The sequence below is a fragment of the Marinobacter sp. KMM 10035 genome (assembly GCF_046537445.1).
In the GTDB taxonomy this organism is placed as follows: Bacteria; Pseudomonadota; Gammaproteobacteria; order Pseudomonadales; family Oleiphilaceae; genus Marinobacter; species Marinobacter sediminicola.
The window spans coordinates 2061166-2086988 of record NZ_JBBVMG010000001.1 but is presented as its reverse complement, the minus strand read 5'-3'; the positions used below and the strand labels follow the sequence as shown (position 1 = coordinate 2086988).

Genomic DNA, 25823 nt, shown 5'->3' with positions numbered 1-25823 from the left:
TTGGATTTACAAGCTTGTAATACCCTGTACCAATCCTAGCGCGATGGCTACCTGTACCAGTTCCGCAAACGAATCTACTTTCATCTTTGCGGTCATATTGGCCCGGTGGCCTTCAACTGTTTTCCTGTTAATACCGAGTTCGTCTGCTGCCTCCTGGTTAGACAACCCCTTAACGATCAACTCCAGTACTTGGCGCTCTCTCCGGGTCAATCGTTCATAACAGTCCCGTATACGAGACTGTGAGCGACGATGAACAGACCGGCTCCGATCTCTTTCCAATGCGTTATGCACATGATCGATCAGGGTTTGGTCATCAAATGGCTTTTCGATAAATGTAATGGCACCCTGAGTCAGGGCCGTCACCGCCATATCGACATTACCGTGGGCCGAAATCATGATCACCGGCAGCTCAATATTGTATTCCGGCAGCTTTTTCTGAGCGTTAATGCCGCTCAATCCTGGCATTCGCACATCCATCACGATACAGCCACTCGCGCCGGTATCGAAAGCTTCAAAGAACGCCATCGCATTCTCGTAGGTTTGAACATTGAGACCTACAGACTCAAGCAACCACTTCAATGAATCTCTCACGTCCGTGTCGTCATCAATAACGAAAACTGTTTGTGCGTCGTTTTTAGAGGTCATGAATTATCAGTCAGTAATATTGAGAGTAAATGAAAAACGTGCGCCGCCCGTAGGGAGGTTTTCTGCCCAAAGCTCGCCACCAAGATTCTCTACCAATGAACGGCTTATGGCCAGCCCCATTCCTAGCCCAGTTTCCTTGGTTGAGAAAAAGCGATCAAAAAGACGAGACATATCTACCTCGGAAATCCCCCGCCCCTGATCCTCAACTTCTACTCTTAATTGCCCACTCTCATGAGGTACAACTCTGACTCGCACAATGGCAGCGTCGTCACGATCAGCAGAACCACTCGCCTCCACAGCATTCACGATCAGGTTCAACACTACCTGTTCCAACTGCACCCGATCACCTTTAACGTCTGGCAAATTCAAGTCGGGCTCAAAAACTACGGACACATTGTGCCTTTCCGCCGTACTCTCGCAGAAGTTGATCATCTCCCCGATCAAATCCCGTAAATTGAGGCGAGTAACGACTGGCTCCTGCTTTCTCGTGAAATCCATCATCCGATGGATGATCTCACCTGCTCTCAACGCCGTCCGGATGCTTCGAGTAATCGGCAGTTCCACATCGCTCCACGCGAGAGTGGGCTTGTCCGCAAAACGCCGTTCAATGCCCCGGAGATAATTCACCATAGCGGAGAGTGGCTGGTTCAACTCATGGGCCAGGCTCGATGCCAGTTCACCCATAGTGACCAGCCGGCTGGCATGATCAATTTCGGCCTGATACTGCTTGAGTTGGTCTTCGGCTGCTTTTTTCTCGGTGAGATCGTGAGCGACCAGTGAGAAATACTCAATATCCCCATGCAAGGAGCGGTGAGCCAAGAGCTCGAGCAGGACCGGTATGCGAGATGCGTTCAGGTTTTGCATCGTTAGCTCTCCACGCCAACTCCCTGTTTCCTTTGCTGCTGGAAAGCCTTCATCCATCAAGGTGGCCAGGCCTTTCTCAGTCACAAGCCTCGAGAGCGGGAACGAGCTGTATTCCATGCACTCCATTTCAAGAGCTTTCCGGGCGGCTTCGTTCAGGTGCGAAACGGTAAAATCCAGATTGGCAAATATAACCAGGTCCTGAGTGCTCTCCAGCACCCGCGCCAAACGCCGGCTTGCTTTATCTGCCATGATTCGATGGGTTGCATCCCGAGACACCACAAGGATTTCCCGGATATCATTGGTCTCCGGGTCTCGAATGGTCCGGCTGGTACTTTCCAACCAGATGTAGTGTCCATCTTTACAGCGAAAGCGATAAGTATGGGTGTACAAACCCCGGTCATAACTCACCGTGGGTGCCCGCAACCGGAAGTCTTCAACATCGTCTGGATGGTAGAGATCGTAAGCCGAGATACCAACAATTTCTTCGACCGTATAGCCCAGCAAATGCGTAACCGCCGGAGACGCATAGATAAACAGCCAATCCTCCGGTGTGTGCCGGGAAATCATATCGGTAGACTGCTCAGCCATTTCCGCCAGCAAGCGGTTGCGCTCAGCGTCGTCGGTCAGGGCGGTAAGCCCCTCTTCCGGGGTGCGATTTTTCATGGGAAACGGGTTCTCTGAACTCGGGTTGCCTGGTCGGACCCTATTCTGACGGTCTCCGGGGCCCTTAGCCACAAGGCATCAGGACCCCGTGACTTACTAGCGCAGGAACTCTTTGCTGAAAGCCTTGAATTGAGCCGCATCAGAACGTCGTATCCACTCGAACCCGACCATTTCTTTTGTGACAATTCTGGCACCGGCCTGCTCCATCCGACGCAGTGCTACTTCGGTGTCGTATGAGTTACGCGCTGAAATAGCATCAGCCACCACAAATACGTCCAACCCCTTCTCTAGCAGCCTGATCGCCGACTGCATCACGCAGGCTTGAGACTCCATGCCGCACAGGACAACCTGTTTTCGATCATGCGCCAGGAATGCCTTTTCGAACCCGGGGTCGTCAATGCAGGAAAAGTGAGCTTTGCCGTATATATTGGCCGGGCCCACCAATTCACGCAAACCTTCTTCCGTGGGCCCCAGCCCATCCGGGTATTGCTCCGATCCGACTACTGGCACATCCATCAGCTTTGCCAGACGAACCAACCAACTGCAGTTATTCACCAGTTTATCGGCTTCATGCACTCCACCCAATAGTCGGGCCTGAACATCAATAACCGCAACGATGGACTTCTCTATATCCATTAACATAATAGTCTCCAGACTTACGCAGGGCGGCGATCAACCATGTTGGTGGCGACACCTTCCGCAACAACCTTATCACCCACCTTGCAGATGGTTTCCAACTTTACTCGGCGACGCTCTTCGTTAATCTCGATAACTTTTGCAGACGCAACCACCGTATCGCCAATGTGAACCGGTGCTTTAAATCTAATCTGCTGATCTATATAGATCGCCCCAGGGCCTGGCATACGCGTACCCAATACAGCTGAAATCAGCGCTGCACTGAACATGCCATGAACAATCCGCTCTTTAAACGGCGTAGTCTTCGCGTACTCCGCATTAATATGTACCGGATTGTCGTCACCACTGATGCCCGCGAACAAAACCACATCTGCTTCAGTAATAGTCTTGGCGTAGAACGCCTCCATTCCAATTTCCAGATCTTCAAGATAGTACCCGTGTAATTCTTGCATTGTGCTTCCTCATGTTGATCCATTCACCGACTACACTACTGGTTTATATCCATCAAACCAAGTACTTTTACTTGGTTTTTTCAAAATGCTCTGGTAGCCTTCTCTCATCAATCCAAACAACCCCGCTTTGCACCAAGGGAGTCGCAGTCATGCAGAGGCAACCCGTAAGCATTTTTGAAAGGGCCTTCAAGAAGCTGGTTTCAGGTGGACTGGAATCCGTAGGCCGACGTGGCTCAGACATCCTGAGCGTTGCGGAAGACCTCCCGGAATCTGACATCGCAATCGTTAAGGAGTGGATAGACGACTGCCTCTCTGAGAATGGCGGTCAGGTAGAAGCTCGCAAGCGGGCCGCTTTGTTGGGCCGCGCCTATCTGAAGCTGACTACGACCGGAAGGACACGCTTCCTGGGATTGCTTGCAGAGCATTACGGCGTTAACGAGGCGTCCGTCGAGAGCGCTATCGATCAATGGCACAACGCCAAGCACAACGAGAAAACAGAAGCCGCCCAGTCCTTACGCAAGGCTTTGATACCCAGCCGAACGGCACTATTGAAGCAGTTCAACGGGGTACCTTCCGGGGTGAAATTCCTGGTGGATATGCGAGAGGAACTGCTTCGCCTGCGCAAAGATTATCCACAGCTGAAGCCATTGGAAACGGATCTTCGCGACCTGCTCGCCACGTGGTTCGACATCGGTTTGTTGCAATTGGAAGAGATCAGCTGGAACTCCAGTGGTGCCATGCTCGAAAAGTTGATCGCCTATGAAGCCGTGCACGCCATCAAAAGTTGGAGCGACCTCAAGAACCGACTGGACTTCGACCGTCGCTGCTTCGCCTTTATTCACCCGAACATGCCAGACGAACCACTGATTTTTGTGGAGGTGGCTTTGGTGAATGGCCTTGCCGACAATGTTCAAAGGCTTCTGGACGAGCACGCGCCAACAGAGGACATTGATAAAGCCGACACCGCCATTTTCTACTCGATCTCTAACGCCCAACAAGGCTTGGCGGGTATCAGCTTCGGTAACTTCCTGATCAAACAAGTGGTCAGCAAGCTGCAAGTGGAGTTCCCTCAGCTTAAACAGTTCGCCACCCTGTCACCCATCCCCGGCTTCCGCCGCTGGCTGGACAGCACGCCAGCCGACCAGCTAATGCAGTTACCTGGGGGTGAACAGTGGCTCAACACACCGCCGCCACGTGATCCCGTGCTCGCTAGTCAGGGGGATGCCACTGGCACCCAGCAAGAAGCCATCATGAAGCTTGCCGCAACTTATTTAAGTTCGACCAAGCCAGGCACATCCCGTGCGAACGATCCTGTCGCAAACTTCCATTTGAGCAATGGCGCGCAACTCGCGCGGCTCAACTGGATGGCAGACACATCGGATAAAGGCCTAAAGCAATCAGCCGGGTTGATGGTGAACTATCTATACGAGCTTCCAAAAATCGTACATCGCAGTAACCAGTACACCTCACAGGGAACCATTTCCCTGTCATCCAATATCAAGAAACTTTTGAAATAAACCACCCTGAAACGTAAGGAGAACACCATGACTAATCGTATCGCAGTTATTACCGGAGCAGCCGGTGGCCTGGGTACCGCCATGTGTAAGGCACTGGCCGCTCAGGGCCGGAAAGTGGTGGGCACTCACCTACCCGGTGAAGAGTTCACAGCCCAAGCAAAAGACTGGCAGGCCAACCTTCGTGAAGAGGGTGTTGACGTGGCTATCTACCCGCTCGACGTAACCGACTTTGAAGCCTGTAAAGCGTTCACAGCCGCTGTAGAACAGGATTTGGGCCCCATCGACATTCTGGTCAACAACGCCGGTATCACCAACGACGCACCGCTGAAGAGAATGCAGCCAGAACAGTGGAATCAGGTTATCAATGTGAACCTGACTTCCATGTTCAACATGTGCCAGCAAGTGTTCGAAAACATGTGCGAGCGTGGTTTTGGCCGCATCGTTAACATTTCGTCGCTCAACGGCGAGAAAGGCCAGTTTGGCCAAAGCAACTATGCCGCCACCAAAGCAGGCATTTATGGATTCACCAAATCCATTGCTCAGGAAGGTGCTCGCAAAGGCGTAACTGCAAACTCGGTATCCCCTGGCTACATCGACACCCCCATGGTGCGCCAGGTACCTGAAAAAGTGCTGAACAACATTGTTGCGGGCATCCCTGTTGGCCACCTTGGCAAGCCTGAAGACATTGCCAGAGCCGTCGTCTATCTCACAGCGGACGAAGCAAGCTTCGTGACCGGCACCAATATGTCGGTCAACGGCGGCCAGTACATGAGCTAAGGGAGTAAACCATGACAGCGTTCAGAGCACCCACCCGTGAGATGATGTTCACCCTGCAGCAGGTCGCAGGGTTTTCAGAAATGGCCAAAGCGTGCGGTTATGAAGACGCATCCGAGGATGTCGTCGCCGCCATTCTTGAAGAAGCCGCTCGCTTTGCAGGTTCCGTCATCGCACCAACCAACGTCATCGGAGACCAAACCGGTGTACGTCTGGATCCTGACCTCAATGTGGTCACGCCTGCCGGCTTCCGAGACGCATACCAGCAGTATGCGGAAAGTGGCTGGGCTAGCCTGCAGTTTGACCCGGAGTTTGGTGGCCAAGGCCTGCCTTTCTCACTGGCCATTCCTGTTCAGGAAATGTGGCATGCCGCAAACATGGCCTGGGGGCTCTGTCCGCTGTTGTCTCAAGGAGCGGTTGAAGCGCTTTCCGAGAAGGGCAGCGATCAGCTTAAACAGCTGTTACTGCCGAAAATGATTTCCGGACAATGGACCGGAACCATGAACCTTACCGAACCTCAGTCTGGTTCGGACCTATCGGGCATTCGCACTCAAGCCCGTCCGGATGGCGATGTATACCGGATAAAGGGTCAAAAGATTTTCATCACCTGGGGTGAGCACGACATGGCGGAGAATATCATCCACCTGGTGCTCGCCCGCTTGCCCGACGCGCCTGCCGGGGTAAAGGGCATCTCACTGTTTGCCGTACCCAAATATCTCCCGGATGCTTCCGGTGAGCCCGGGGAGCGAAACGACTGCCAGGCGGTCTCGCTGGAACATAAGCTCGGCATCCACGCCAGCCCAACCTGCGTCATGAGTTATGGCGACAATGAGGGTGCCATTGGCTATCTGGTGGGCGAGGAAAATCGTGGTTTGGCCTGCATGTTCACAATGATGAATAACGCCCGCCTGACCGTTGGTTTGCAAGGCGTGTCCATTTCCGAGCGCGCATATCAGCAGGCCCGGGATTATACCTTGGAGCGCACTCAAGGCACGGCTCCCGGCGAACAAGGCGTGTCACCTATCATCAAGCACCCGGACGTACGCCGTATGCTGATGATCATGAGAACCTTGACCGAAGCTGCACGCGGACTCGCCTACACCGGCTGCGTGGCCGTCGATTACGCCAATGCGGAGAACCTGCCAGACGACATCAGGGCTCGTTATAAGCGCCGAGTAGACCTGCTCACACCTCTGGTGAAGGGCTGGTGCACTGAAATTGCCCAGGAAGTAACCTCTCTGGGCATCCAGTGCTATGGCGGCATGGGATTTATCGAAGAGACGGGCGCTGCACAGCACTATCGTGACGCCCGCATTCTGCCGATTTATGAAGGTACTAATGGCATTCAGGCACTGGACCTGATTGGTCGGAAAACCGTTCGCGATCAGGGTCAGGCAATGGCTGAACTGATTGAAGACATGCGCCCGTTCACTGGCTCACTGCAACGCAATTGTGTGTTAACCGCTGAGCGCCAAGCGAAATTTGACCAGGCAGTCGCCTTCCTTGAGGATGCGACACGCGTGGTTCTCGAGCGGGGTAATGACGACCAATTCACCGGTGCCGTTGCATTCGACTATCTTATGTTGAGCTCCACAGTAACGGCAGGCTGGTTGATGCTGAAAGCAGCTATCGCTGCGGCAAATGATCTGGGTGACCAGAGCACATTTGCAGCCAGCAAGCTGGCGACAACCAGCTTTTTTATTGACCACATCTTACCGCGTTGTTCATCACATCTGAGCGCGATACGATCTGGTGACGATGCCATAATGGCGCTTCCAGAGATTGAATTTTAATACCAGCCAGAAGGTAAAGCCTCATGTACATAAACGGTGAATGGTTAACCGGGCGCTCTGAGCTCTCGGTCACCAACCCGGCAACGGGCGAGATCATCGGGCAAGTGCCCAATTGCACAGACCAAGACATTGAGACCGCCATCGCGGCCGCAGATTGCGCCTTTAAAGAATGGAAGAAAACCACGGCTTATTATCGTTCCCAACTGCTTTATCGGGCTTGGGAGCTGATGATTCGGCAGAAGCGTGAGCTGGCTGAATTGATGACCCGCGAACAGGGAAAACCCCTTAAAGCATCACTCAACGAAGTACAGTACGGTGCAGATTTCCTGCTGTGGTTCGCTGAAGAAGCCAAGCGTGTATACGGGCAAAGTATCCCTTCCGCCCGTGAAAACCAGCGTTTTATTGTCCAGAAATCACCCGTGGGTGTGGTCGGCGCAATAACGCCCTGGAACTACCCGATTTCCATGATTACGCGCAAGCTGGCACCTGCATTAGCTGCCGGCTGCACGGTGATACTGAAACCCGCCGAAAGCACGCCCTTGTGTGCTAAGGCCATGGTTGAGATCTTTGCAGAAGCAGGCTTTCCCGCCGGAGTTGTCAACATGCTCACTGTGCGGGATCCAGCGCGGGTAGGCGACGCTTTCTGTACTGATCCAAGAGTCCGCAAACTGACGTTCACAGGCTCCACTCCCGTTGGCAAAAAGCTGAACGCGCTGGCGGCAGCCAACATGAAGCGAGTGTCTATGGAACTTGGCGGACATGCACCCGCCATTGTGTTCCCCGATGCCGATCCAGTGCACGCAGCGAAAGGGCTGTCTCTGGTGAAGTTTCTTAATACCGGCCAGGCCTGCATTAGCCCTAACCGGATATTTGTGCACGAGGACCACCTGAAGCCGTTTATTGCGGAACTAACCAACCGGGCCAATCGCCTGGTAGCCGGTAACGGGATGTCCGAAGGCGTTGGTATTGGCCCGTTGATCAATGAGCAGGCCATCCAGAAGGTCGATGAGCAGGTTCAGGATGCAATTGCTCTAGGCGCGACTTTAGAAACCGGTGGGCAACGTCTAACAGAAAACGGCCTCTCAAACGGCTACTTCTATGCGCCAACCGTGTTATCCGGCGTAACGTCTGCCATGAAAATCTACCGGGAAGAAACCTTTGGCCCAGTCGCTCCTGTGATCACCTATCGCTCCGACGACGATGTGATTGCCATGGCCAACGACACCGAGTTTGGGCTGGCGGCTTACATCTACAGCAACAACATGCCGACAGCGATGCGCGCATTTGAAGCTCTGGATTTCGGCATTATTGGCATTAACGACATCAACCCAACCAGCGCAGCGGCCCCATTTGGCGGCATGAAAAATAGTGGGCTTGGTCGGGAGGGTGCTCAGGAGGGTATTGAAGAATATTTGGAAACCAAGCTGGGTGGCTTCGCGATCTAATTCACCGATCCAAACATGTGCCCCTGCGTGCAGGGGCGATTTTATTGGAATCAAGCAGGGCGGAAATTGCGCATCGGTCCTGCTTGCACACTGTGCTTAACGAGCGCGGCCCTACTTCTCCACAAACGCCCTTTCAATCACGTAGTGACCCAAATCGCCACCCCGAGCTTCCTTGAAGCCCATTTCATCAAGGATGGAGCATGTGTCTTTAAGCATGCTTGGGCTACCGCAGATCATGAATCGATCATCTTCAAGGTTCAGATCAGGCAAACCAAAATCACCGGTGATCTTGCCGCTCTGCATGGCTCGTGTCAGTCTGCCTTCATTGCGGAACGGCTCCCGGGTAACCGTCGGGTAGTACTCAAGCTTCCCTTTCACCATCTCGCCGAAGAACTCGTTTTCTGGCAACTCTTCAATTTCTTGCTGATAGGCAAGCTCTGAAATATATCTCACACCATGGGTCAAGATGACCTTATCAAACGCCTCATAAATCTCAGGATCTTTTATGATGCTCATGAATGGCGCCAGCCCGGTACCCGTGCTGATCAACCAGAGATTTTTACCCGGCAGAAGGTTATCCAGAACCAAGGTTCCAGTGGGCTTACGACTGACCAGAATCTCATCACCCACCTGAATTTTCTGCAGGCGAGATGTCAACGGGCCGTCCTGGACCTTGATTGAGAAAAATTCCAACTCTTCTTCGTAGTTTGCACTGGCAATGCTGTAGGCGCGCATTAAAGGCTTGCCTTCAGACTCCAGACCAATCATCACAAAGTGACCATTCTTGAACCGAAACCCGGGGTCGCGGCTGGTCTTGAAGCTAAACAAAGTATCGTTCCAGTGATGAACGCTGGTTACCGTTTCTTTTATCAAGTTACTCATTGAAGCCCCTCACCCGTTCGATTCATTATCGGCGGAGAATATTGAAAATATGAATTGCCTAAAGTCTAACCCACCATTAACCTATCGATGAAATGGGATATTCCCATAACCCTATTCGGTTTCATCGATTTAGAGCGTTTTGTATGAAATACAGTTTCAGGCAACTTGAAGTCTTCCTGGCTGCCGCACACTTTCAGAACATTACCCGGGCAGCGGAATCGCTGGCAATGTCGCAATCTGCCGCCAGCAGTGCGCTTAAAGAACTGGAAAACCAGTTCGACATCCAGCTGTTCGACCGTGTTGGCAAACGCCTGCAACTGAATGAACTTGGGCGTCTCTACCGACCCAAGGTGGAAGCTGTCCTCGCCCAGGCAACAGAGCTGGAACAAGCCTTCAGCAAAAACTCTGAAATAGGCGCCCTTAAAGTCGGAGCCACCTTAACTATAGGTAACTATCTGGCCGTTGGCGTTATGGCCCAATACATGAATACCCCTACCCGGCCCCGGGTAGCGCTGGAAGTAGCCAACACCAGCACCATCGTGCGGAGAGTCAAGGATTTCGAGCTGGATATAGGGCTTATCGAAGGCGAGCTGCAATCTTCCGAGCTTGAAGTTTTGCCATGGCGCGGAGACCAACTGGTTGTGTTCTGCTCACCAACCCACCCACTCGCCAAGAAAGAAAATCTGACAGACGAGGATCTACGAGGCGCCACCTGGATTATGAGAGAGCAAGGCTCCGGAACCAGACAAAGCTTCGAACGCGGCATGCATGGCCTACTACCCGACATGAACGTACTGTTGGAGCTGGAGCACACAGAAGCGATCAAACGCGCGGTGGAGGCCGACCTGGGTATAGGGTGCCTGTCGGAAGTGGTTCTGGAAGATGCCATCAAGCGCGGCAGCCTGGTAGCTCTGAAAGCGCCTCAACACCGTAGTTTTGAACGACAGTTCTACTTTATCCTGCACAAGCAGAAGTACCGCAGTGCGGGTATTGATGCCTGGATCAAGCTGTGCCGAGCCCTAACCTGAGGCTCAGGCTACAGGGCCACTATGGAATCGGAAATCAGTATCCGGTTCCAGAATGAGTTGTTTTTCAATGGCGATGAAATCCGCAAGCCGTTCATCAACAGGCCCCTTATTGGCCTGCACGGCCAGCGCCAGGTAATCTCGATAGTGTCGCGCTTCCGACTTGAGCAGGCTGCCATAGAAATCCGCAAGCTCATCATCAAGAAACGGCACCAATGCCGCAAAGCGCTCGCATGAGCGGGCTTCGATGATGGCACCCACAAGCATTACATCTACCAGTCGCCCCGGATCGTCGGTGCGCACTTCTTTACGCAAGCCGGCAGCATAGCGCGCAGGGGTAAGATGGCAGTATGGGATCCCGCGCTTATCAATAATGGCCAAAACCTCTTCGAAATGACGCAATTCTTCCCTGGCCAGCCGCGACATTTTGTTGAGCAAGTCGCTGTTATCAACATAGCGGTACATCAAGCTCAGTGCCGTCGATGCAGCTTTTTTCTCGCAATGTGCGTGATCGATCAACATCAGGTCCTGATTGGCTAAAGCGTTATCAATCCACTGCTTGGGCGTAGCACAAGGCAGAAAATCGTGAATATCTTGCAAGGCTTTGGTTATAGAATCAGTTTTCTGGGTCATGGTAATCAACAGCGTCAATTCAAAGGGTGGGCGATTATAGCGCAGCTATCCGTGTTCTCCGACCTCTGGCCAGCTTAACTTTATAGGTGCTTTCCTATAGAATACAGCGCCAACTTAAAGTCCATCCGCCATAAAACTCCCGCCAGGCGTGTGCTAAAGGCGCGGGACATACCAACTGATGAGGGTTCAAATCGTGTTAGAAGCCTACCGTGAACACGTTGCAGAACGTGCGGCTCTGAATATTCCTCCCAAGCCGCTGAACGCAGAACAAACTGCAGCGCTGGTTGAGTTGTTGAAAAACCCGCCTGCTGGCGAAGAAAACACTCTGGTTGACCTGCTGGAAAACCGTATTCCACCGGGTGTAGATGAAGCCGCTTACGTGAAAGCAGCGTTCCTGACCGCCATTGTGAAAGGTGAAGCTGCATCCCCCTTACTGGACAAGCCTAAAGCTGTTCAACTGCTGGGAATGATGCAAGGCGGCTACAACATTGAAACTCTGGTAGACCTGCTCGACGACAGCGAACTGGCCGAACTGGCTGGCGAGCAACTGAAGCATACCCTGCTGATGTTCGACGCGTTCAACGACGTGAAAGACAAAATGGACGCTGGCAACGCTATTGCCAAGTCTGTTGTTGAATCCTGGGCCAATGCCGAGTGGTTCACCAAGAAAAACAAGGTTGCCGAAAGCACCAAGATGGTGGTGTTCAAGGTTACCGGCGAAACCAACACAGACGACCTGTCTCCGGCTCCGGATGCATGGTCCCGCCCGGACATCCCGCTGCACGCCCGCGCTGCCTATAAAATGGAACGCGACGGCCTGAAGCCGGAAGAGCCCGGCGTAACTGGCCCAATGAGCCAGATTGATGAAATCAAAGCCAAAGGCTTCCCTGTTGCTTTTGTTGGCGACGTGGTTGGTACTGGCTCCTCACGTAAGTCTGCCACCAACTCTGTGCTTTGGTTCTTCGGTGACGACATCCCGGGCGTACCAAACAAGCGTGCCGGCGGTGTGTGTATCGGTAACAAGGTTGCCCCCATCTTCTTCAACACCATGGAAGATGCTGGCGCGTTGGTATTCGAAGCCCCCGTAGACAACATGAACATGGGCGACGTAATCGAAATCCGCCCATACGAAGGCAAGATTCTGAACGAGGCTGGCGAGACCATTTCCGAATTCGGTTTCAAGTCTGACGTTATTCTGGACGAAGTTCAGGCTGGCGGCCGTATCCCTCTGATCATTGGCCGTGGTTTGACAGCCAAGGCGCGCACAGCTCTGGGTCTGGGCGCCACTGATCTGTTCCGTCTGCCTAACGATCCTGCTGCTGGCACCAAGGGCTTCACCCTGGGTCAGAAGATGGTTGGTAAGGCTTGTGGACTGGAAGAAGGCCAAGGCGTGCGCCCAGGCACCTACTGCGAGCCTCACATGACCACTGTAGGCTCTCAGGACACCACTGGTCCTATGACCCGTGACGAACTGAAGGATCTGGCTTGCCTGGGCTTCCAGGCTGATCTGGTTATGCAGTCTTTCTGTCACACTGCGGCTTACCCAAAGCCGGTTGACGTTGAAATGCAGCACACGATGCCGGACTTTATCCGCAACCGCGGTGGTGTATCCCTGCGCCCAGGCGACGGTATCATCCACTCCTGGCTGAACCGCATGCTGCTGCCTGACACTGTGGGTACCGGTGGTGACTCTCACACCCGTTTCCCGATGGGCATCTCCTTCCCGGCCGGTTCTGGTCTGGTTGCGTTTGCTGCGGCTACCGGTGTTATGCCACTGGACATGCCTGAGTCTGTTCTGGTTCGCTTCAAAGGCGAAATGCAGCCAGGTATCACCCTGCGCGATCTGGTACACGCTATTCCGCTGTACGGCATCAAGCAAGGCATGCTCACTGTTGAGAAGAAAGGCAAGATCAACGAATTCTCTGGTCGTATCCTGGAAATCGAAGGTCTTGAGCACCTGACGGTAGAGCAAGCCTTCGAACTGTCCGACGCTTCTGCTGAGCGCTCTGCTGCTGGTTGTACTATCAACCTGTCTGAAGAGTCTGTTGCCGAGTACCTGCGCTCTAACATCACCATGCTGCGCTGGATGATTGCTGAAGGTTACGGCGATGCCCGTACTCTGGAGCGTCGTGCCCAGCAGATGGAAGCATGGCTGGCTGATCCCAAGCTGATGCGTGCTGACAAAGATGCTGAGTACTCACACGTAGTTGAAATCGATCTGGCTGACATCAAAGAGCCAATCGTTTGCTGCCCGAACGATCCTGACGATGCCAGGTTCCTGTCTGAAGTGGCTGGCGATAAGGTAGACGAAGTGTTCATCGGTTCTTGCATGACCAATATCGGCCACTTCCGTGCCGCTGGTAAATTGCTTGAGCAACACAAAGGCGGCCTGAACACCCGTCTGTGGATGTCTCCACCTACCAAGATGGACCAGGCGCAGTTGATGGAAGAAGGTTACTTCAACATCTACGGCACCGCCGGTGTTCGCACCGAGATGCCGGGCTGCTCCCTGTGCATGGGTAACCAGGCGCGTGTAGCTCCCAAGTCTACCGTTCTGTCTACCTCCACCCGTAACTTCCCGAACCGTCTGGGTGATGGTGCCAACGTGTACCTGACCTCTGCGGAACTGGCTGCTGTGGGCGCTATCCTGGGCAAACTCCCCTCTCCTGAGGAGTACATGGAATACGCCAAGGATCTGGACAGCATGTCTGCTGAGATCTACAAGTATCTGAACTTTGATCAGATGGAGAACTACACCAAGAAGGCTGCTGAAGCGACTGTCGCCTAAGCATTAAGCTTCAAGGTTTAGCTCTAAAGAAACGCCAACCTTCGGGTTGGCGTTTTTTGTGGGCGATACAGACTCCGGACTTGCTAGCGCAGGAGAAGAATCTTGCCAACGGCCAGACCGGATTCGAGACGGCGGTGGGCCTCACCTACCATGGCAAAGGAGTATCGCTCTGTGTCTAACAACGGCCGCAGTGCTCCCTGCTCCAGCATATCGCTCATGGCGGAAACAAGGCGCGGCTGATCATCCATTCCAATTCCATGCAGCAAGGGAATAGAACGAAAAATCACATGTAGTGTCAGGCCTTTGGCATGCATCAGGCTCAGATCATGGGTGGAGCGAGTATTAATGGAACAGAGACGCCCCGAAATAGCAGTTGCCTCGATTGCCCGATCCACGTTCTCTCTACCCACAGTATCGAAGACCAGGCTGAAACCCCGCCCCTGAGTCAACCGCTGCTTGTAACCCTCTACAGACTCTTCACGATAAAGAATAATGTCGTCAGCACCCAGCTGCCTTGCCAACTCTGCTTTCTCAGGCGATGACACCGTTGTCGCCACACGCGCCCCAAGATGCTTTGCTATCTGGATGGCAACGTGCCCCACCCCTCCCGTGCCAGCGTGAATCAGCACATGCTCGCCAGACTGAATTGCCGCTCGCTCAACAAGAGCCGACCAAGCAGTGAGAAACACCAGAGGTAATGCCGCACACTCCACCAGCGGCAAGTTAATAGCTGACGTACGCTTGGCCAGCAAACGAGCGTCTGTGATCATAAAATCCGCCAAAGCTCCCGGCCATCCTTTGGTTCCACCCGCGCAGCCGAACACTTCGTCACCCACAGAAAAGCTGGTCACTCCCGGGCCAATCTTGTCTATAACACCACTCACGTCCCCGTTCAGGATTGCTGGCATCTCGGGCCCGGCTTTTACAAGCCCGGAACGTATTTTGGTCTCAATAGGATTAACACTGGAAGCCATCACTTTGATTCTGACCTGCCCAGCCGACGGCTCAGGCGTTTCCACTTCCCGCTCTACAAACACCTCGGGGCCGCCAAACTCCTCGATAACCATCGCCTTCATTGCCTTATCTCCTACTGTCAGGGTGTGATCAGTAAACAATCAACCGGATCAGAATCGCCGCGGCCATCACAAGGGTAATCCACTTCACCCATTGAGCGCCTTCATTGCTCAGATTCACCTTAACGGCGACAAATGCTCCAGTAATATTGCCGAGCGCCAGAACCAACCCCATACCCCAGCGCACTTGCCCATTAAGGGCGAAAATCATCAATGCGGGAACCGTGTAAAGCAGAATAATAGACACCTTGAAAACATTGACCTGGCGTAGATCAATGCGCAGCAACCGATATAAAACCACTATAAACAGAGCCCCCACACCCACCTGAATGAAGCCGCCATATACACCAATCAGAAACATGGCCATGTAAATCACAGGGCCAAGCCTGTTTACGGTCAGCGGGTTGGTTTCCAACCGGGGTTGAGGCAACAGCATGAATGCTGAAGCGAAAATCATGGCAAGAATCAGCACCCATTCGAATACAGCGTCTGGCACCCATGTCGCTACCCAGGCTCCCAGTAACGAGCCAAGAACTGCTGGCACTGCAAGGTGCAAGCTAACACGGAGATTACCGTGGCCCAGGCGCCGGAAGCCTGCCACAGCGGTGGTGCTTTGCAGAATAATTGCAACTCGGTTGGTACCGTTTGCAACCTGAGGCGGAAGCCCAAGAAACATCAACAGTGGCAGCGTAAGCATTGACCCACCTGCTGAAAGTACATTGATGAATCCGGCAATGCCGCCTAGCGCCAGCAATGCTATAACGTCTGTAATGCTCATGCAGAGTTCGCGCTTCCTGCGTTATTCCCCGAGCGAGCTCCACTGAGACGTTTGCCACAACGACTGCTCCACACCAGAACAGCAATAAATATAATTAGCCCTGCCCCATCAATCAGTAGCTGCCCATGGGGCCAAAGCATCAAGGCGCCAAGGGGAAACATCAACGCTCGAACCAGCAGGTTAAGCTTGTGCTCCAAGTAACCTTCGAGACCCGCGATGATGGCGTAGATACCGAATAACGCAAAACAGAATACCTGGATCATTTCAGTAAAATCGCCGGTAATCAGTGGCGAGTAGGCAAACAGAAGCGGCACTATATAAAGCCCCTTAGCCAGTTTCCAGGCAGTAAACCCGGTGCGCATCTGCGGGGTTCCAGCAATAGCTGCAGCAGCAAAAGCTGTGAGGCAAACCGGAGGTGTCACGTTGGAATCCTGGGAAAGCCAGAAGATGACCATGTGTGCTGCCACAAGAAGCATGGAAAGTGATTCCGGCGATAAAGCCTGCTCAAGGAGTTGGCTACTGAAGGTATCCGGCACCAATGCGAGCATCTGTTGCGCGGTAGCGGCATCCATGGGGCCATCCAATAACGACAGTCTATCTGGTGCTGCGAGCATGAAGATGGCTTTGGCCTGCTCGGGAAGATTGCCATTTACCATCAACTCCAACAACTGGCTTTGCGCGATCAGGTTGTAAATCGCAGGTGCTGAAAGTGTCGCAAGAACAATATACGCCGCCGTTACGGGCAGCCCCATTCCCAAAATCAGCGAGGCCAGCGCCACCAGAAAAATGGTGATCAACAGGCTTCCGCCGGCCCAATCGGTAATCATCAGCGAAAACGTATTACCTATGCCCGTGGTAGACACCACCATCACAATAAGCCCGACGGTAATCAGCAGGATCGCTGTGGTCGTAATGTTTCGCGTCCCCATCGCCAGAGCGTCGAGTATATCTCTTACCCCCATTGGGTTCTTCGATAGCCATGACGCAGCAATAACAGACACAATGGCTATCCCCGCAGCGTAGGTTGGCGTAAACCCGTAAATAAGCGCGGCTACAAGAACGACCAGTGGCAGCAAAAAGTGCCAACCGCCCTTCAGCACGTCCTTTAGCGAGGGCGCAGCTTCATCTTCCAGCTTGTCAGCATGGCTGCGTTTGGCCTCGATGCGCACAAACATGGCCACCGAGATGAAATAGAGAAGCGCTGGGAGTGCTGCTACACCAATGATGGTGAGGTAGGAAACTTGAGTGTAGGAAGCCATGATAAAAGCACCCGCACCCATCACTGGAGGCATCAATTGCCCCCCGGTTGAAGCGGCGGCTTCAACGCCGGCAGCAAAGCGTGCGGGAAAGCCCGCTTTTCGCATCAACGGGATGGTAATAACACCGGTAGAAACCGTATTGGCTACGCTGGATCCCGAGACCGACCCCATTAGGCCGGAGGCAAACACCGCCACAAATCCGGGACCGCCCACGAAACGCCCTGCGGCACAGCGCGCCAGTTCGATGATAAAGTCCCCGGCTCCGGATTTCACCAGAAAGGCACCGAACAGAATGAACATGAATACGTAGGTCCATGAAATACGTGCGATGGAACCCAGCATTCCCTGACCACCGATATATGAGCGATAGAGAACTGTCTCCCAGGAAAGCCCGGGGAAATTAAAGATGCCGTCAACGTATTGGCCCCACCAAGCCACATAGGTCAGAGCCACAATACACAGCACGGGAATAAACCAGCCTACTGTGCGACGTGCCAATTCCAGTACCAACGCCACGGATGCGATGGAGAAAACCCAGTCCCCGGTAGAGAAATTGAACCCGCGCTGATACAGAGCATCTTCAAAGAAAATCAGATAAAAAGCACAGGCAAGTGCAGCAAGCCCGAGCATCACATCTACACCAAGCGCTAGCCTCTGCCCACCAACCGTTTGAGCCTTGAACATGGGGGTGGTTAGCGTACAGATCAGCCCGAAAAGACCAAAGTGCAGAGCTGAGCTCCACAGCTCAGAGAGCGTCGAAAAAGTGTTGAAATACAGATGAACCAGCGCAGTAGCGATCGCGAGCCAGAAGATCACTGGCCCTAACAACCAGTGATCTACTCGCTCGCTCGCCTCGCTGGCACTTTCATCCCGAACCGCAATTACGGGCTCGCTTTCTGCTTTAGCTGTCACCATTACTTCGCCAGCAGGCGTTCAGGAATGGTCAAGCGCTGCTCTTGATAGAAACGGGCAGCCCCGGGATGGAGCGGCATTGGCAGACCTGCTATGGCTTTCTCCAGCGCCATCGCTTTCGTTGCCTGATGTATGTTGTTCAAGAACGGAAGGTTCTCGTAGATGGTTTTCGTGATTTCATAGACATCGCTCTCCGAGACATCATCTCGAACTGCCAGGATATTGGGCTGCGCAATGGTATTAATATCCTCGGCCTGCTTGGGATAGGTTCCTGCCGGGATGGTATAAGGCGTCCACAGCTCAAAATCACTGTTGACCTTGGCAACCTGATCTGGCGTAAAGTTAAGGGTGGTAATCTTGTCACCCATATTGGCATAGGCTCTTGTTACTGCCGCCGCTGGCACACCCGCCGGAATATTCATGCCATCAATATTACCATTCTGCAGAGCATCCGCACTGGGCCCATAACCTTGATATGCTAGGTTTACCTTTTCCAGATCAATGCCAACCTTGCCCAAAATAAAGCGACCGGAACCCTCGGTTCCTGAGTTTCTGGCACCAATGGAGAAGCTTTCCCCATACAGATTTTTCATATCGTCAATTGTGCCGGTTTTGGCGATGCCCTTGGTTACTACGAAGTGCTCCACGTTCTGCCAAAGCATTGATACCGAGCGCAAATTTTTATACGGCTTGTTAACCGGCCCTGTGCCGTTCCAGGCGTAAGCTCCATATAGCCCCTGAAGAATGCCGAACTGGATCTGATTTTCGTCCATAAGCTTCAGGTTCTCAGCAGAGCCTGCTGAACTGATGGCTGAAACCGATATGTTGGTCGAAGGCTCCAGCTTAACTTTGATCAGCGTTGAAATAGCAACGCCCACCGGATAATAGGTACCGCCCGTTGTGGCGGTACCCATCACGTAATTGCCCTCCGCCTGTACACCGCTGGAAAGAGAGACTGCGGCAGCTGTCAGCAGCCCCGCGGCGTATTTAAAAACCCTGCGCTTACTCATGGATAGCTCCCTTTTTATCATTGTTTTTGCCAAATCATAGAAGTGTAACTAACTAAAGATAGTTGCACTCCACTGGATCTACCAGTCCATACGGCTAAACAGGCCACAAAAAAGGGCCCCCGCAGGAGCCCTTTATTACTAACTTATAACGCATCACCGCACTCGCGGTTAGCTGTACTGCTCTGCCTGATATTCATTGGCATCGGAAGTGATAAGACTAACCACTATGATTGCAATGAAAGAGGCTGCAAAGCCCGGCATGATTTCATAAACACCAGGGCCTCCCATGAACTCACCATTCCAGCCCAAGGATACCCAGATCATTGCCGTACCGGCACCTGCGATCATACCCGCCAGTGCGCCAGCACCATTCGTGCGCGGCCACATGAGTGCGAGAATGATCAGAGGCCCAAATGCCGAACCGAAGCCTGCCCAGGCGTTACCAACCAGGCTCAGCACGTTAGAGGTTGGGTCAGATGCGATAACCGCTGCGACCAGACCAACAAGCACTACGCACACACGACCAACGTTTACACACTCGCGGTCACCTGCTTCTTTGCGTAGGAACAAGCGGTAAAAGTCTTCAGTCAGTGAAGAAGATGCTACCAGCAGCTGGCTGGAGATGGTGCTCATTACTGCGGCCAGCAAGGCTGCATACAAGAAGCCTGTAATTAACGGGTGGAACAGCAAGTCTGCGAGAATGATAAAAATCGTTTCGGGATCGTCAATTTGCATGCCATTACGCACTGCATAGGCGCGACCGAAAATACCGAGACCAATCGCACCAATCAAGGAAATCGCCATCCAGGACATGCCGATATTACGGGCAGTCGGTACTTCTTTCACTGAACGGATTGCCATGAAGCGAACGATGATGTGCGGCTGGCCAAAGTAGCCCAAGCCCCAAGTCACTGCAGAGAGCCATCCAACAAAGGTAAGCCCCTCTGTCCAGGATAGCAGGGTGGGATCAACCTCATTCAGCGTAGCGGTCGCCTGGGCAAAGCCGCCACCGCCTTCGCCAAATAGCACAACGGCCGGCATGAGAACCAGAGCAATCATCATGATGCAGCCCTGAACAAAGTCGGTCATGCTCACAGCCAGGAATCCGCCAACCACGGTGTAGGCAAGTACAACACCCAGCGTTATGACGATACCCACGCCGTAATCACCCATACCGCCGAAGTTGAATATTCCGGCAAATGCACTTTCAAAGAGCTTGCCGCCGGCTACCAGGCCAGAGGCTGTATAAACCGAGAAGAACACAACGATAACGATCGCCGCCACAGTTCGTAGTGGCAACGCCTGAGTGGGGAAACGGTTGGCCAGAAAAGCTGGAATAGTCAGGGCGTTACCGTAATGAACTGTTTGTGATCGCAGCCTGGGAGCAACAAGAACCCAGTTAAAAAACGCACCTACAAACAAACCAACGCCGATCCACGCTGAAGCAAGGCCTGACACATACATCGCCCCCGGAAGACCCAGAAGCAACCAGCCACTCATATCGGAAGCGCCAGCAGACAAAGCGGCTACTTTGGGGCTCAGCCCCCTACCGCCAAGCATGTAATCTTCGGATGAAGAGGTAGATGTGCGCATCGCAAAAAGGCCGATGCCAATCATCACCGCAAAATATGCAAATAGACTAATCCAAACACCAATAGCCATGGAACTCCTCCGGTTTAATGAGTCGGATTATATCCGCTCGCTATGCACAGCCTTGGCGAGAGCGCCAGCTAACTGTGTCGTTCTTCTTGTTTACGGGTATGCCTTACGAATCTGAGCGAAACAACGTATCGCATACTCAGGCTTAACTATAGTTAAGTATTGCCATTTTGCGACCGAACCAAGCAACAGATTCTATGCATGAGATTTGACGCAACCAGCCTAGTATTACTACGTATTATCCGCTTACAAAATCCTACGGTAATTTTGTCGAATTCTACGGGAATGACCCAACTTCAGATAAAATCAGGCAACGTTATCACGAACTTGCAGTTTTGTAGGGGTAGTTCCTTTGTGTTTGCGCAGTGCATTGGTCAACGCACTCTGGGATGAGAAGCCAACCCGATAACTGATTTCCGAGACAGAAAGCGGCGTCGAAATTAAAAGTTTCATGGCCTGATCCAGCCGAGCCTCCAACAAAAACTGGTGCGGTGTGGTTCCTACCACCTCACGAAATACCTCATGAAAACGGCTTACGCTCAAGCAAGCCTCACTGGCGAGATCCTGCACCCTGATTTTTTTATGCAGATTTGCCCGAATATAACGGTTCATGGCATCCGGGTTCAGGCTGTGGCGGTGAGACGTCCGAACTCTCTGATCAACCACTCTGTCAGCCATACAATAGAGAATACTGGCCGCAAGATGACCCTGCATTGCCTGATTTCCGGGTGACCGATCGAATTCGCCGGCCGCAAACTGGACCAGGCCCTGCAACCGTCTGTCCATTTGAATGGTACGGGGCTTTTCAAACACACGAACCATGCGCTCATAGTCAGCATGATTTGGTGTAGAAATAGCAGGCGTTGATGGATCAAGATTGATGACCATCACGTGATTCTGATGATCACCGCAATAGTCGTGCCTGGCCTCTGTGGGCACGAGGCAGGCCTTCCAGGTGTCCAGATGAGATCCGGTCCCGTCAACGCTCAAATCTGCCTCGCCCTGAACACCTATAACGATCTGGTGATGCTCATGGCGGTGCTGGTGAGCGGCTATGGGCAATTTGAGTAGACGGGCATCCAACATAGACGCGACCGGAACCTATAATTGAGAATGTGACTCAATTAAAGCAGATCTGATTGGAACTTGCACATAAGTTCACGGATATGGGCGCTAACCTGCTCCAGTGGGTCAGCCGCATTCACAATGCTGTAACGAGACGGGGCCGCTTCGGCGCGAGCCAGATAGGTATCACGAATGCGCTGAAAAAAGGCCACCGCCTCCTGCTCAAAACGGTCCAGCTGCCCTCGATTCCGCGCGCGGGTCATACCGGTTTCAACAGGCGCATCCAATAGGACCACCTGGTCCGGGCGAACATCACCCTGCACCAGGCTTTCCAGCAGAGCAATCCGTTCACTTGGAACACCACGCCCTCCGCCCTGGTAGGCAAAGGTCGCATCGGTAAAGCGATCGCAAAGCACCCACTGTCCTCTCTCCAACGCAGGAAGAATCAATGTGTGCAAGTGTTGCGCACGGGCTGCGAACATCAACAACAACTCTGTCAGTTCGTTCACAGACTCATCCCGTGGCGCCAAAAGCAATTCACGAATCGCTTCGGCCATGGGCGTACCGCCCGGCTCACGGGTCACAACGCAATCAATACCGAGTTCTTTGAGGGTTTCAGCAGCCGTGGCTATCTGAGTGGATTTCCCTACCCCCTCAGTTCCCTCGAAGGTAATAAACCGGCCACGAACTGTCATTCTTTGTCATCCTTGCCAGGAGCAGGTGAAGACCGGTAATCCGACCGACGATTCAACTGAAACGCGCGAACTGCCTTCTGATGCTCCGCTAAAGTGTTTGAAAACTTGTGGGTACCATCACCGCGAGCCACAAAATAAAGAGCCGAACCGGAGCCCGGGTGCAAGGATGCGTGTATGGCCTCACGACCTGGCAAAGCAATGGGTGTTGGCGGCAATCCATTAATACGATACGTGTTGTAAGGCGTGTGAGTACGCAGATCACGGCTGCCAATACGGCCTTTATACTTGTCGCCCATTCCATAAATGACAGTAGGGTCTGTTTGTAAACGCATGCCTTTCTGAAGACGGCGAACGAACACTCCCGCTACTTCATTTCGCTCATGGGGCGCGCCGGTCTCCCGCTCTACGATCGAAGCCATAATCAGGGCTTCATAGGCACTATCGTATGGAAGGCCTTCCGCCCGACCTTCCCACTCTTCAGCAAGAACGGACTCCATACGCCGATACGAACGCCGGAGCAGATCAAGGTCGGATTCACTGCTGGTAAACAGGTAAGTGTCCGGGAAAAACCGGCCTTCCGGGTGCTCACCCTCTGCGCCAACGGCTTCCATGATCTGCCCATCAGACCATTCTGTAGTGAGTTTCTTAAGGCGATCGGTAGCGGCCAAAGCTGCGCGCATGTCCTGGAACGTCCAACCTTCAATAAATTGAACGGACCAATGCTTGGTGTCACCCGTGACCATTTTATCGAGCATGGCTCTAGCGCTCATGCCATCGATAAATTCATACTCTCCCGCCTTTATTCTGGCTTGATCTGGATACAGCCGACCGAACACACGAACCCACAAGCTATCTTCGACCAACCCGCGAGCTTTTAATTGCCTCGCAACATCACTGAACGCTGTGCCGGCCGGCACATCAAATAGTACGGGCTCATCCATAGCAACGGGCTTCGATAAGGACCCTAGCCCCTGCCAGACCCATAACCCTGTACCCGCAGCCACGAGCAAGGCAGCGCAAATTCCTGCAATTAAGAGTTTCTTGAACAAAAGAATTATTCCAGCATTTCGAGAGGATTGAAGATTGTCGCAACTCCGTCATCTACAGGCAAATCCTGGCCGGCAAGCCGCCGCACAGGAACCACTCCTACAACGCTATTCAGGAGGAAAAGGCCCTGACAGTGAGATCCCATACTATCTGCGATGCTCACCGAGCGCTCGAAGACGGACTCTCCCCGCGCACGCAGCCGTTCCAGCACCCACTGTCGCATGATACCGGCAACAGCAAGGCTTTTTAATGGAGGCGTTACCCAGCCATCAGGCACTTTGAGAAGCAAATTGGTGCGAGTCCCTTCAACCAGACTACCGGCACTGTCAGCCATGATGACCTCATACAGCTCCCCGTTAATTTCTCTGGCTGCCATAACCTGTTCGAGTCGGTTCAGGGATTTGATGCCAGCAAGCAGAGGGTTAACGGTGAGCGGTATTCGGGAAAAGTCAGCGATAACACCTGAGCTTGCCGGTAATACAGGCATGGGGCCAGCGGACAACATCAGGTTTGGCCGGGCTCCAACACTTGGCTGGTAGCCACGGCCACCTTCGCCTCGGGTAAGCATCAGCTTGAGCACCCAGCCACCCTCTGCGTCGGCTTTGCCGAAACGTTCCAGATAGCGATCGATAGCTGCTGTGCAGGCTTTGCGAAGATCCGTAAGCGCAATGGGAATCCCCAGCCTGCCCGCATCACGAACCATGCGATCCAGGTGGCGAGATAAAAGCACTCCCCGATCACCATGCATTCTTACGGTCTCGAAAAGGCCATCACCGTATGACGCACCCCGGTCACCCGCGGGGAGTCCTCTTTCATCCGCCCAGTACAGGTTGAACATGGCCCCTTAGCCTTCGTAGCGGCGCATAATCAAGGTGCCGTTGGTTCCACCAAAGCCGAACGAGTTGGATAAAGCCACGCGAACATCAGATTTTCGGCAGGTATTAGGCACCAAATCCAGATCGCAACCTTCATCGGGATTATCCAGATTGATCGTGGGCGGCAGTACGCCATCACGTATAGCAAGCAAGGAAAATATAGCTTCAACCGCACCGGCTGCGCCGAGCAAGTGCCCTGTCATGGACTTGGTGCTGCTCATTGCCAGTCGGCTTGCGTGTGCACCAAATACCCGCTTGGCGGCTGCAATCTCTGCCACATCGCCGACCTGCGTTGAAGTGCCATGGGCGTTGATGTAATCAACATCTTCCGGTTTCAGGCCTGCGTCTCTCAGCGCATTGTCCATCGAGCGGGCAGCGCCCTCGCCATCTTCCGGCGGCGCGGTAATATGGTGAGCATCATCACTCATACCAAAACCCACCAGCTCGCCGTAAATGGTCGCACCACGCTTTTTGGCGTGCTCCAACTCTTCCATCACAAGAACCCCGGCACCGTCACTCAGTACGAAACCGTCGCGATCCCGATCCCATGGGCGACTGGCTTTTTCCGGCTCGTCATTACGGGTTGAAAGTGCGCGGGCGGACGAGAAGGCCGCAACGCCTGTACGCGTTGTTGCCATTTCAGAACCACCTGCAAGCATGACATCGGCATCGCCGTAAGCAATGGTGCGGGCAGCGTATCCAATGTTATGAGTACCGGTAGTGCAGGCGGTCACTATGGCAATGTTCGGGCCTCGGTACCCGAAGCGAATGGCGGCATTACCGGAGATCATGTTGATCACCGATGCGGGAACAAAGAACGGCGACACTTTGCGCGGGCCAGACTTTTCCATTGTCAGCACGCTCTTTTCGATATACTCAAGCCCGCCAATACCTGAGCCGATAGCAATACCAACTCGATCCTTATCCAGCGCTGCATATTCTGCAAGCCCGCTGTCATCGACAGCTTGCTGAGCGGCAATCAGGCCGTAGTGAATAAACGCGTCCAGTTTTCTGGCTTCTTTTGTCGAGAGATAGGACTCCAGATCCAGGTTTTTGATTGCACCACCAATGCGGGTGCCATACCCGGACGTATCAAAACGGTCGATCATGCCGATCCCGCTTCGCCCGGCAAGAACAGCCTCCCAGGACGTCGCTACATCGTTTCCCAGTGGAGACAACATCCCCATGCCCGTGATAACAACCCGTCGTTTACTCATAACTGCGCTCACCTGGTCATTTCATGCGTCAGTGTTGCTGAATGAACCCGCATTTCGGGTCATTTTCAGGCAATAAAAAAGCCGTCCTTCACTGAATGACAAGGACGGCTTTTCGC

22 protein-coding genes are annotated in these 25823 nt (G+C 53.2%); 6 read left to right on the top strand and 16 right to left on the bottom strand.

The features are described from left to right. Positions 1–6 precede the first annotated feature (6 nt). From AADB16_RS09335 to AADB16_RS09320, 4 genes are all read right to left on the bottom strand, one after another. Positions 7–645 carry a response regulator transcription factor gene (locus tag AADB16_RS09335; RefSeq protein WP_247115033.1) on the bottom strand — a complete coding sequence of 213 codons (639 nt, stop codon included), beginning with the start codon at positions 643–645 and terminating at the stop codon, positions 7–9. A 6-nt stretch (positions 646–651) separates the two neighbouring features. Further along, positions 652–2172 (bottom strand): ATP-binding protein, encoded by a 1521-nt coding sequence (locus tag AADB16_RS09330; protein ID WP_410802845.1) that lies wholly within the window; start codon positions 2170–2172, stop codon positions 652–654. 96 nt (positions 2173–2268) lie between these two features. Beyond that, complete coding sequence (locus tag AADB16_RS09325; protein ID WP_410802843.1) at positions 2269–2814, bottom strand: hydrolase; 546 nt, start codon at positions 2812–2814, stop codon at positions 2269–2271. Positions 2815–2828: 14 nt separating this feature from the next. Further along, positions 2829–3260 (bottom strand): MaoC family dehydratase, encoded by a 432-nt coding sequence (locus AADB16_RS09320; RefSeq protein WP_309043167.1) that lies wholly within the window; start codon positions 3258–3260, stop codon positions 2829–2831. 149 nt (positions 3261–3409) lie between these two features. Between AADB16_RS09320 and AADB16_RS09315 the strand changes: the two genes are divergently transcribed. The 4 genes from AADB16_RS09315 to AADB16_RS09300 are packed head-to-tail and all read left to right on the top strand — an operon-like array spanning position 3410 to position 8789. Further along, a complete protein-coding gene (locus tag AADB16_RS09315; protein WP_410802841.1) occupies positions 3410–4777 on the top strand; it encodes a malonyl-CoA decarboxylase in 1368 nt (455 codons plus the stop codon). A 27-nt stretch (positions 4778–4804) separates the two neighbouring features. Beyond that, a complete protein-coding gene (gene phbB, locus AADB16_RS09310) occupies positions 4805–5554 on the top strand; it encodes an acetoacetyl-CoA reductase (RefSeq protein ID WP_298447802.1) in 750 nt (249 codons plus the stop codon). Between the two features lie 11 nt (positions 5555–5565). Beyond that, the gene (locus AADB16_RS09305) at positions 5566–7344 is read left to right on the top strand and encodes an acyl-CoA dehydrogenase (protein WP_410802839.1); all 1779 of its coding nucleotides are present in this window, start codon (positions 5566–5568) and stop codon (positions 7342–7344) included. 23 nt (positions 7345–7367) lie between these two features. Next, positions 7368–8789, top strand: coding sequence for an NAD-dependent succinate-semialdehyde dehydrogenase (locus AADB16_RS09300; RefSeq protein WP_410802837.1), 1422 nt, complete (start codon positions 7368–7370; stop codon positions 8787–8789). A 111-nt stretch (positions 8790–8900) separates the two neighbouring features. Here the strand turns inward: AADB16_RS09300 and AADB16_RS09295 are convergent, their stop codons facing one another. Continuing rightward, positions 8901–9671: a ferredoxin--NADP reductase gene (locus AADB16_RS09295; protein ID WP_309043163.1), complete on the bottom strand. Its 771-nt coding sequence runs from the start codon at positions 9669–9671 to the stop codon at positions 8901–8903. A gap of 143 nt (positions 9672–9814) precedes the next feature. Here AADB16_RS09295 and AADB16_RS09290 point away from each other — a divergent pair, with 143 nt between their 5' ends. Next, the gene (locus tag AADB16_RS09290; RefSeq protein WP_410802835.1) at positions 9815–10699 is read left to right on the top strand and encodes a LysR family transcriptional regulator; all 885 of its coding nucleotides are present in this window, start codon (positions 9815–9817) and stop codon (positions 10697–10699) included. A 3-nt stretch (positions 10700–10702) separates the two neighbouring features. Here the strand turns inward: AADB16_RS09290 and AADB16_RS09285 are convergent, their stop codons facing one another. Further along, the gene (locus tag AADB16_RS09285) at positions 10703–11329 is read right to left on the bottom strand and encodes a tRNA-(ms[2]io[6]A)-hydroxylase (RefSeq protein ID WP_410802834.1); all 627 of its coding nucleotides are present in this window, start codon (positions 11327–11329) and stop codon (positions 10703–10705) included. 193 nt (positions 11330–11522) lie between these two features. Between AADB16_RS09285 and AADB16_RS09280 the strand changes: the two genes are divergently transcribed. Further along, a complete protein-coding gene (locus tag AADB16_RS09280) occupies positions 11523–14117 on the top strand; it encodes a bifunctional aconitate hydratase 2/2-methylisocitrate dehydratase (protein WP_410803629.1) in 2595 nt (864 codons plus the stop codon). A gap of 83 nt (positions 14118–14200) precedes the next feature. Here the strand turns inward: AADB16_RS09280 and AADB16_RS09275 are convergent, their stop codons facing one another. From AADB16_RS09275 to fabF, 10 genes are all read right to left on the bottom strand, one after another. Beyond that, positions 14201–15193, bottom strand: coding sequence for a zinc-dependent alcohol dehydrogenase family protein (locus AADB16_RS09275; RefSeq protein WP_410802832.1), 993 nt, complete (start codon positions 15191–15193; stop codon positions 14201–14203). Between the two features lie 28 nt (positions 15194–15221). Next, positions 15222–15968: a sulfite exporter TauE/SafE family protein gene (locus AADB16_RS09270; protein WP_410802830.1), complete on the bottom strand. Its 747-nt coding sequence runs from the start codon at positions 15966–15968 to the stop codon at positions 15222–15224. Next, the gene (locus AADB16_RS09265) at positions 15965–18142 is read right to left on the bottom strand and encodes a TRAP transporter permease (RefSeq protein WP_410802828.1); all 2178 of its coding nucleotides are present in this window, start codon (positions 18140–18142) and stop codon (positions 15965–15967) included. The genes AADB16_RS09270 and AADB16_RS09265 overlap by 4 nt, the downstream gene beginning before the upstream one ends. Beyond that, positions 18142–19149 (bottom strand): TAXI family TRAP transporter solute-binding subunit, encoded by a 1008-nt coding sequence (locus AADB16_RS09260; protein WP_410802826.1) that lies wholly within the window; start codon positions 19147–19149, stop codon positions 18142–18144. Before AADB16_RS09260 ends, AADB16_RS09265 begins: the two co-directional genes overlap by 1 nt. Positions 19150–19317: 168 nt before the next feature. Then, positions 19318–20811, bottom strand: a complete 1494-nt coding sequence (gene putP / locus AADB16_RS09255) for a sodium/proline symporter PutP (protein WP_298447821.1) — start codon at positions 20809–20811, stop codon at positions 19318–19320. 303 nt (positions 20812–21114) lie between these two features. Continuing rightward, positions 21115–21894 carry a helix-turn-helix transcriptional regulator gene (locus AADB16_RS09250; protein WP_309043156.1) on the bottom strand — a complete coding sequence of 260 codons (780 nt, stop codon included), beginning with the start codon at positions 21892–21894 and terminating at the stop codon, positions 21115–21117. Positions 21895–21932: 38 nt separating this feature from the next. After that, complete coding sequence (gene tmk / locus AADB16_RS09245; protein ID WP_410802824.1) at positions 21933–22568, bottom strand: dTMP kinase; 636 nt, start codon at positions 22566–22568, stop codon at positions 21933–21935. After that, on the bottom strand, positions 22565–23617 hold the full coding sequence (mltG, locus tag AADB16_RS09240) for an endolytic transglycosylase MltG (protein ID WP_410802822.1): 1053 nt from the start codon (positions 23615–23617) through the stop codon (positions 22565–22567). Before mltG ends, tmk begins: the two co-directional genes overlap by 4 nt. 5 nt (positions 23618–23622) lie before the next feature. Then, positions 23623–24453 (bottom strand): aminotransferase class IV, encoded by an 831-nt coding sequence (locus AADB16_RS09235; RefSeq protein ID WP_410802820.1) that lies wholly within the window; start codon positions 24451–24453, stop codon positions 23623–23625. A gap of 6 nt (positions 24454–24459) precedes the next feature. Next, complete coding sequence (gene fabF, locus AADB16_RS09230; RefSeq protein WP_410802818.1) at positions 24460–25707, bottom strand: beta-ketoacyl-ACP synthase II; 1248 nt, start codon at positions 25705–25707, stop codon at positions 24460–24462. Positions 25708–25823: the final 116 nt, after the last annotated feature.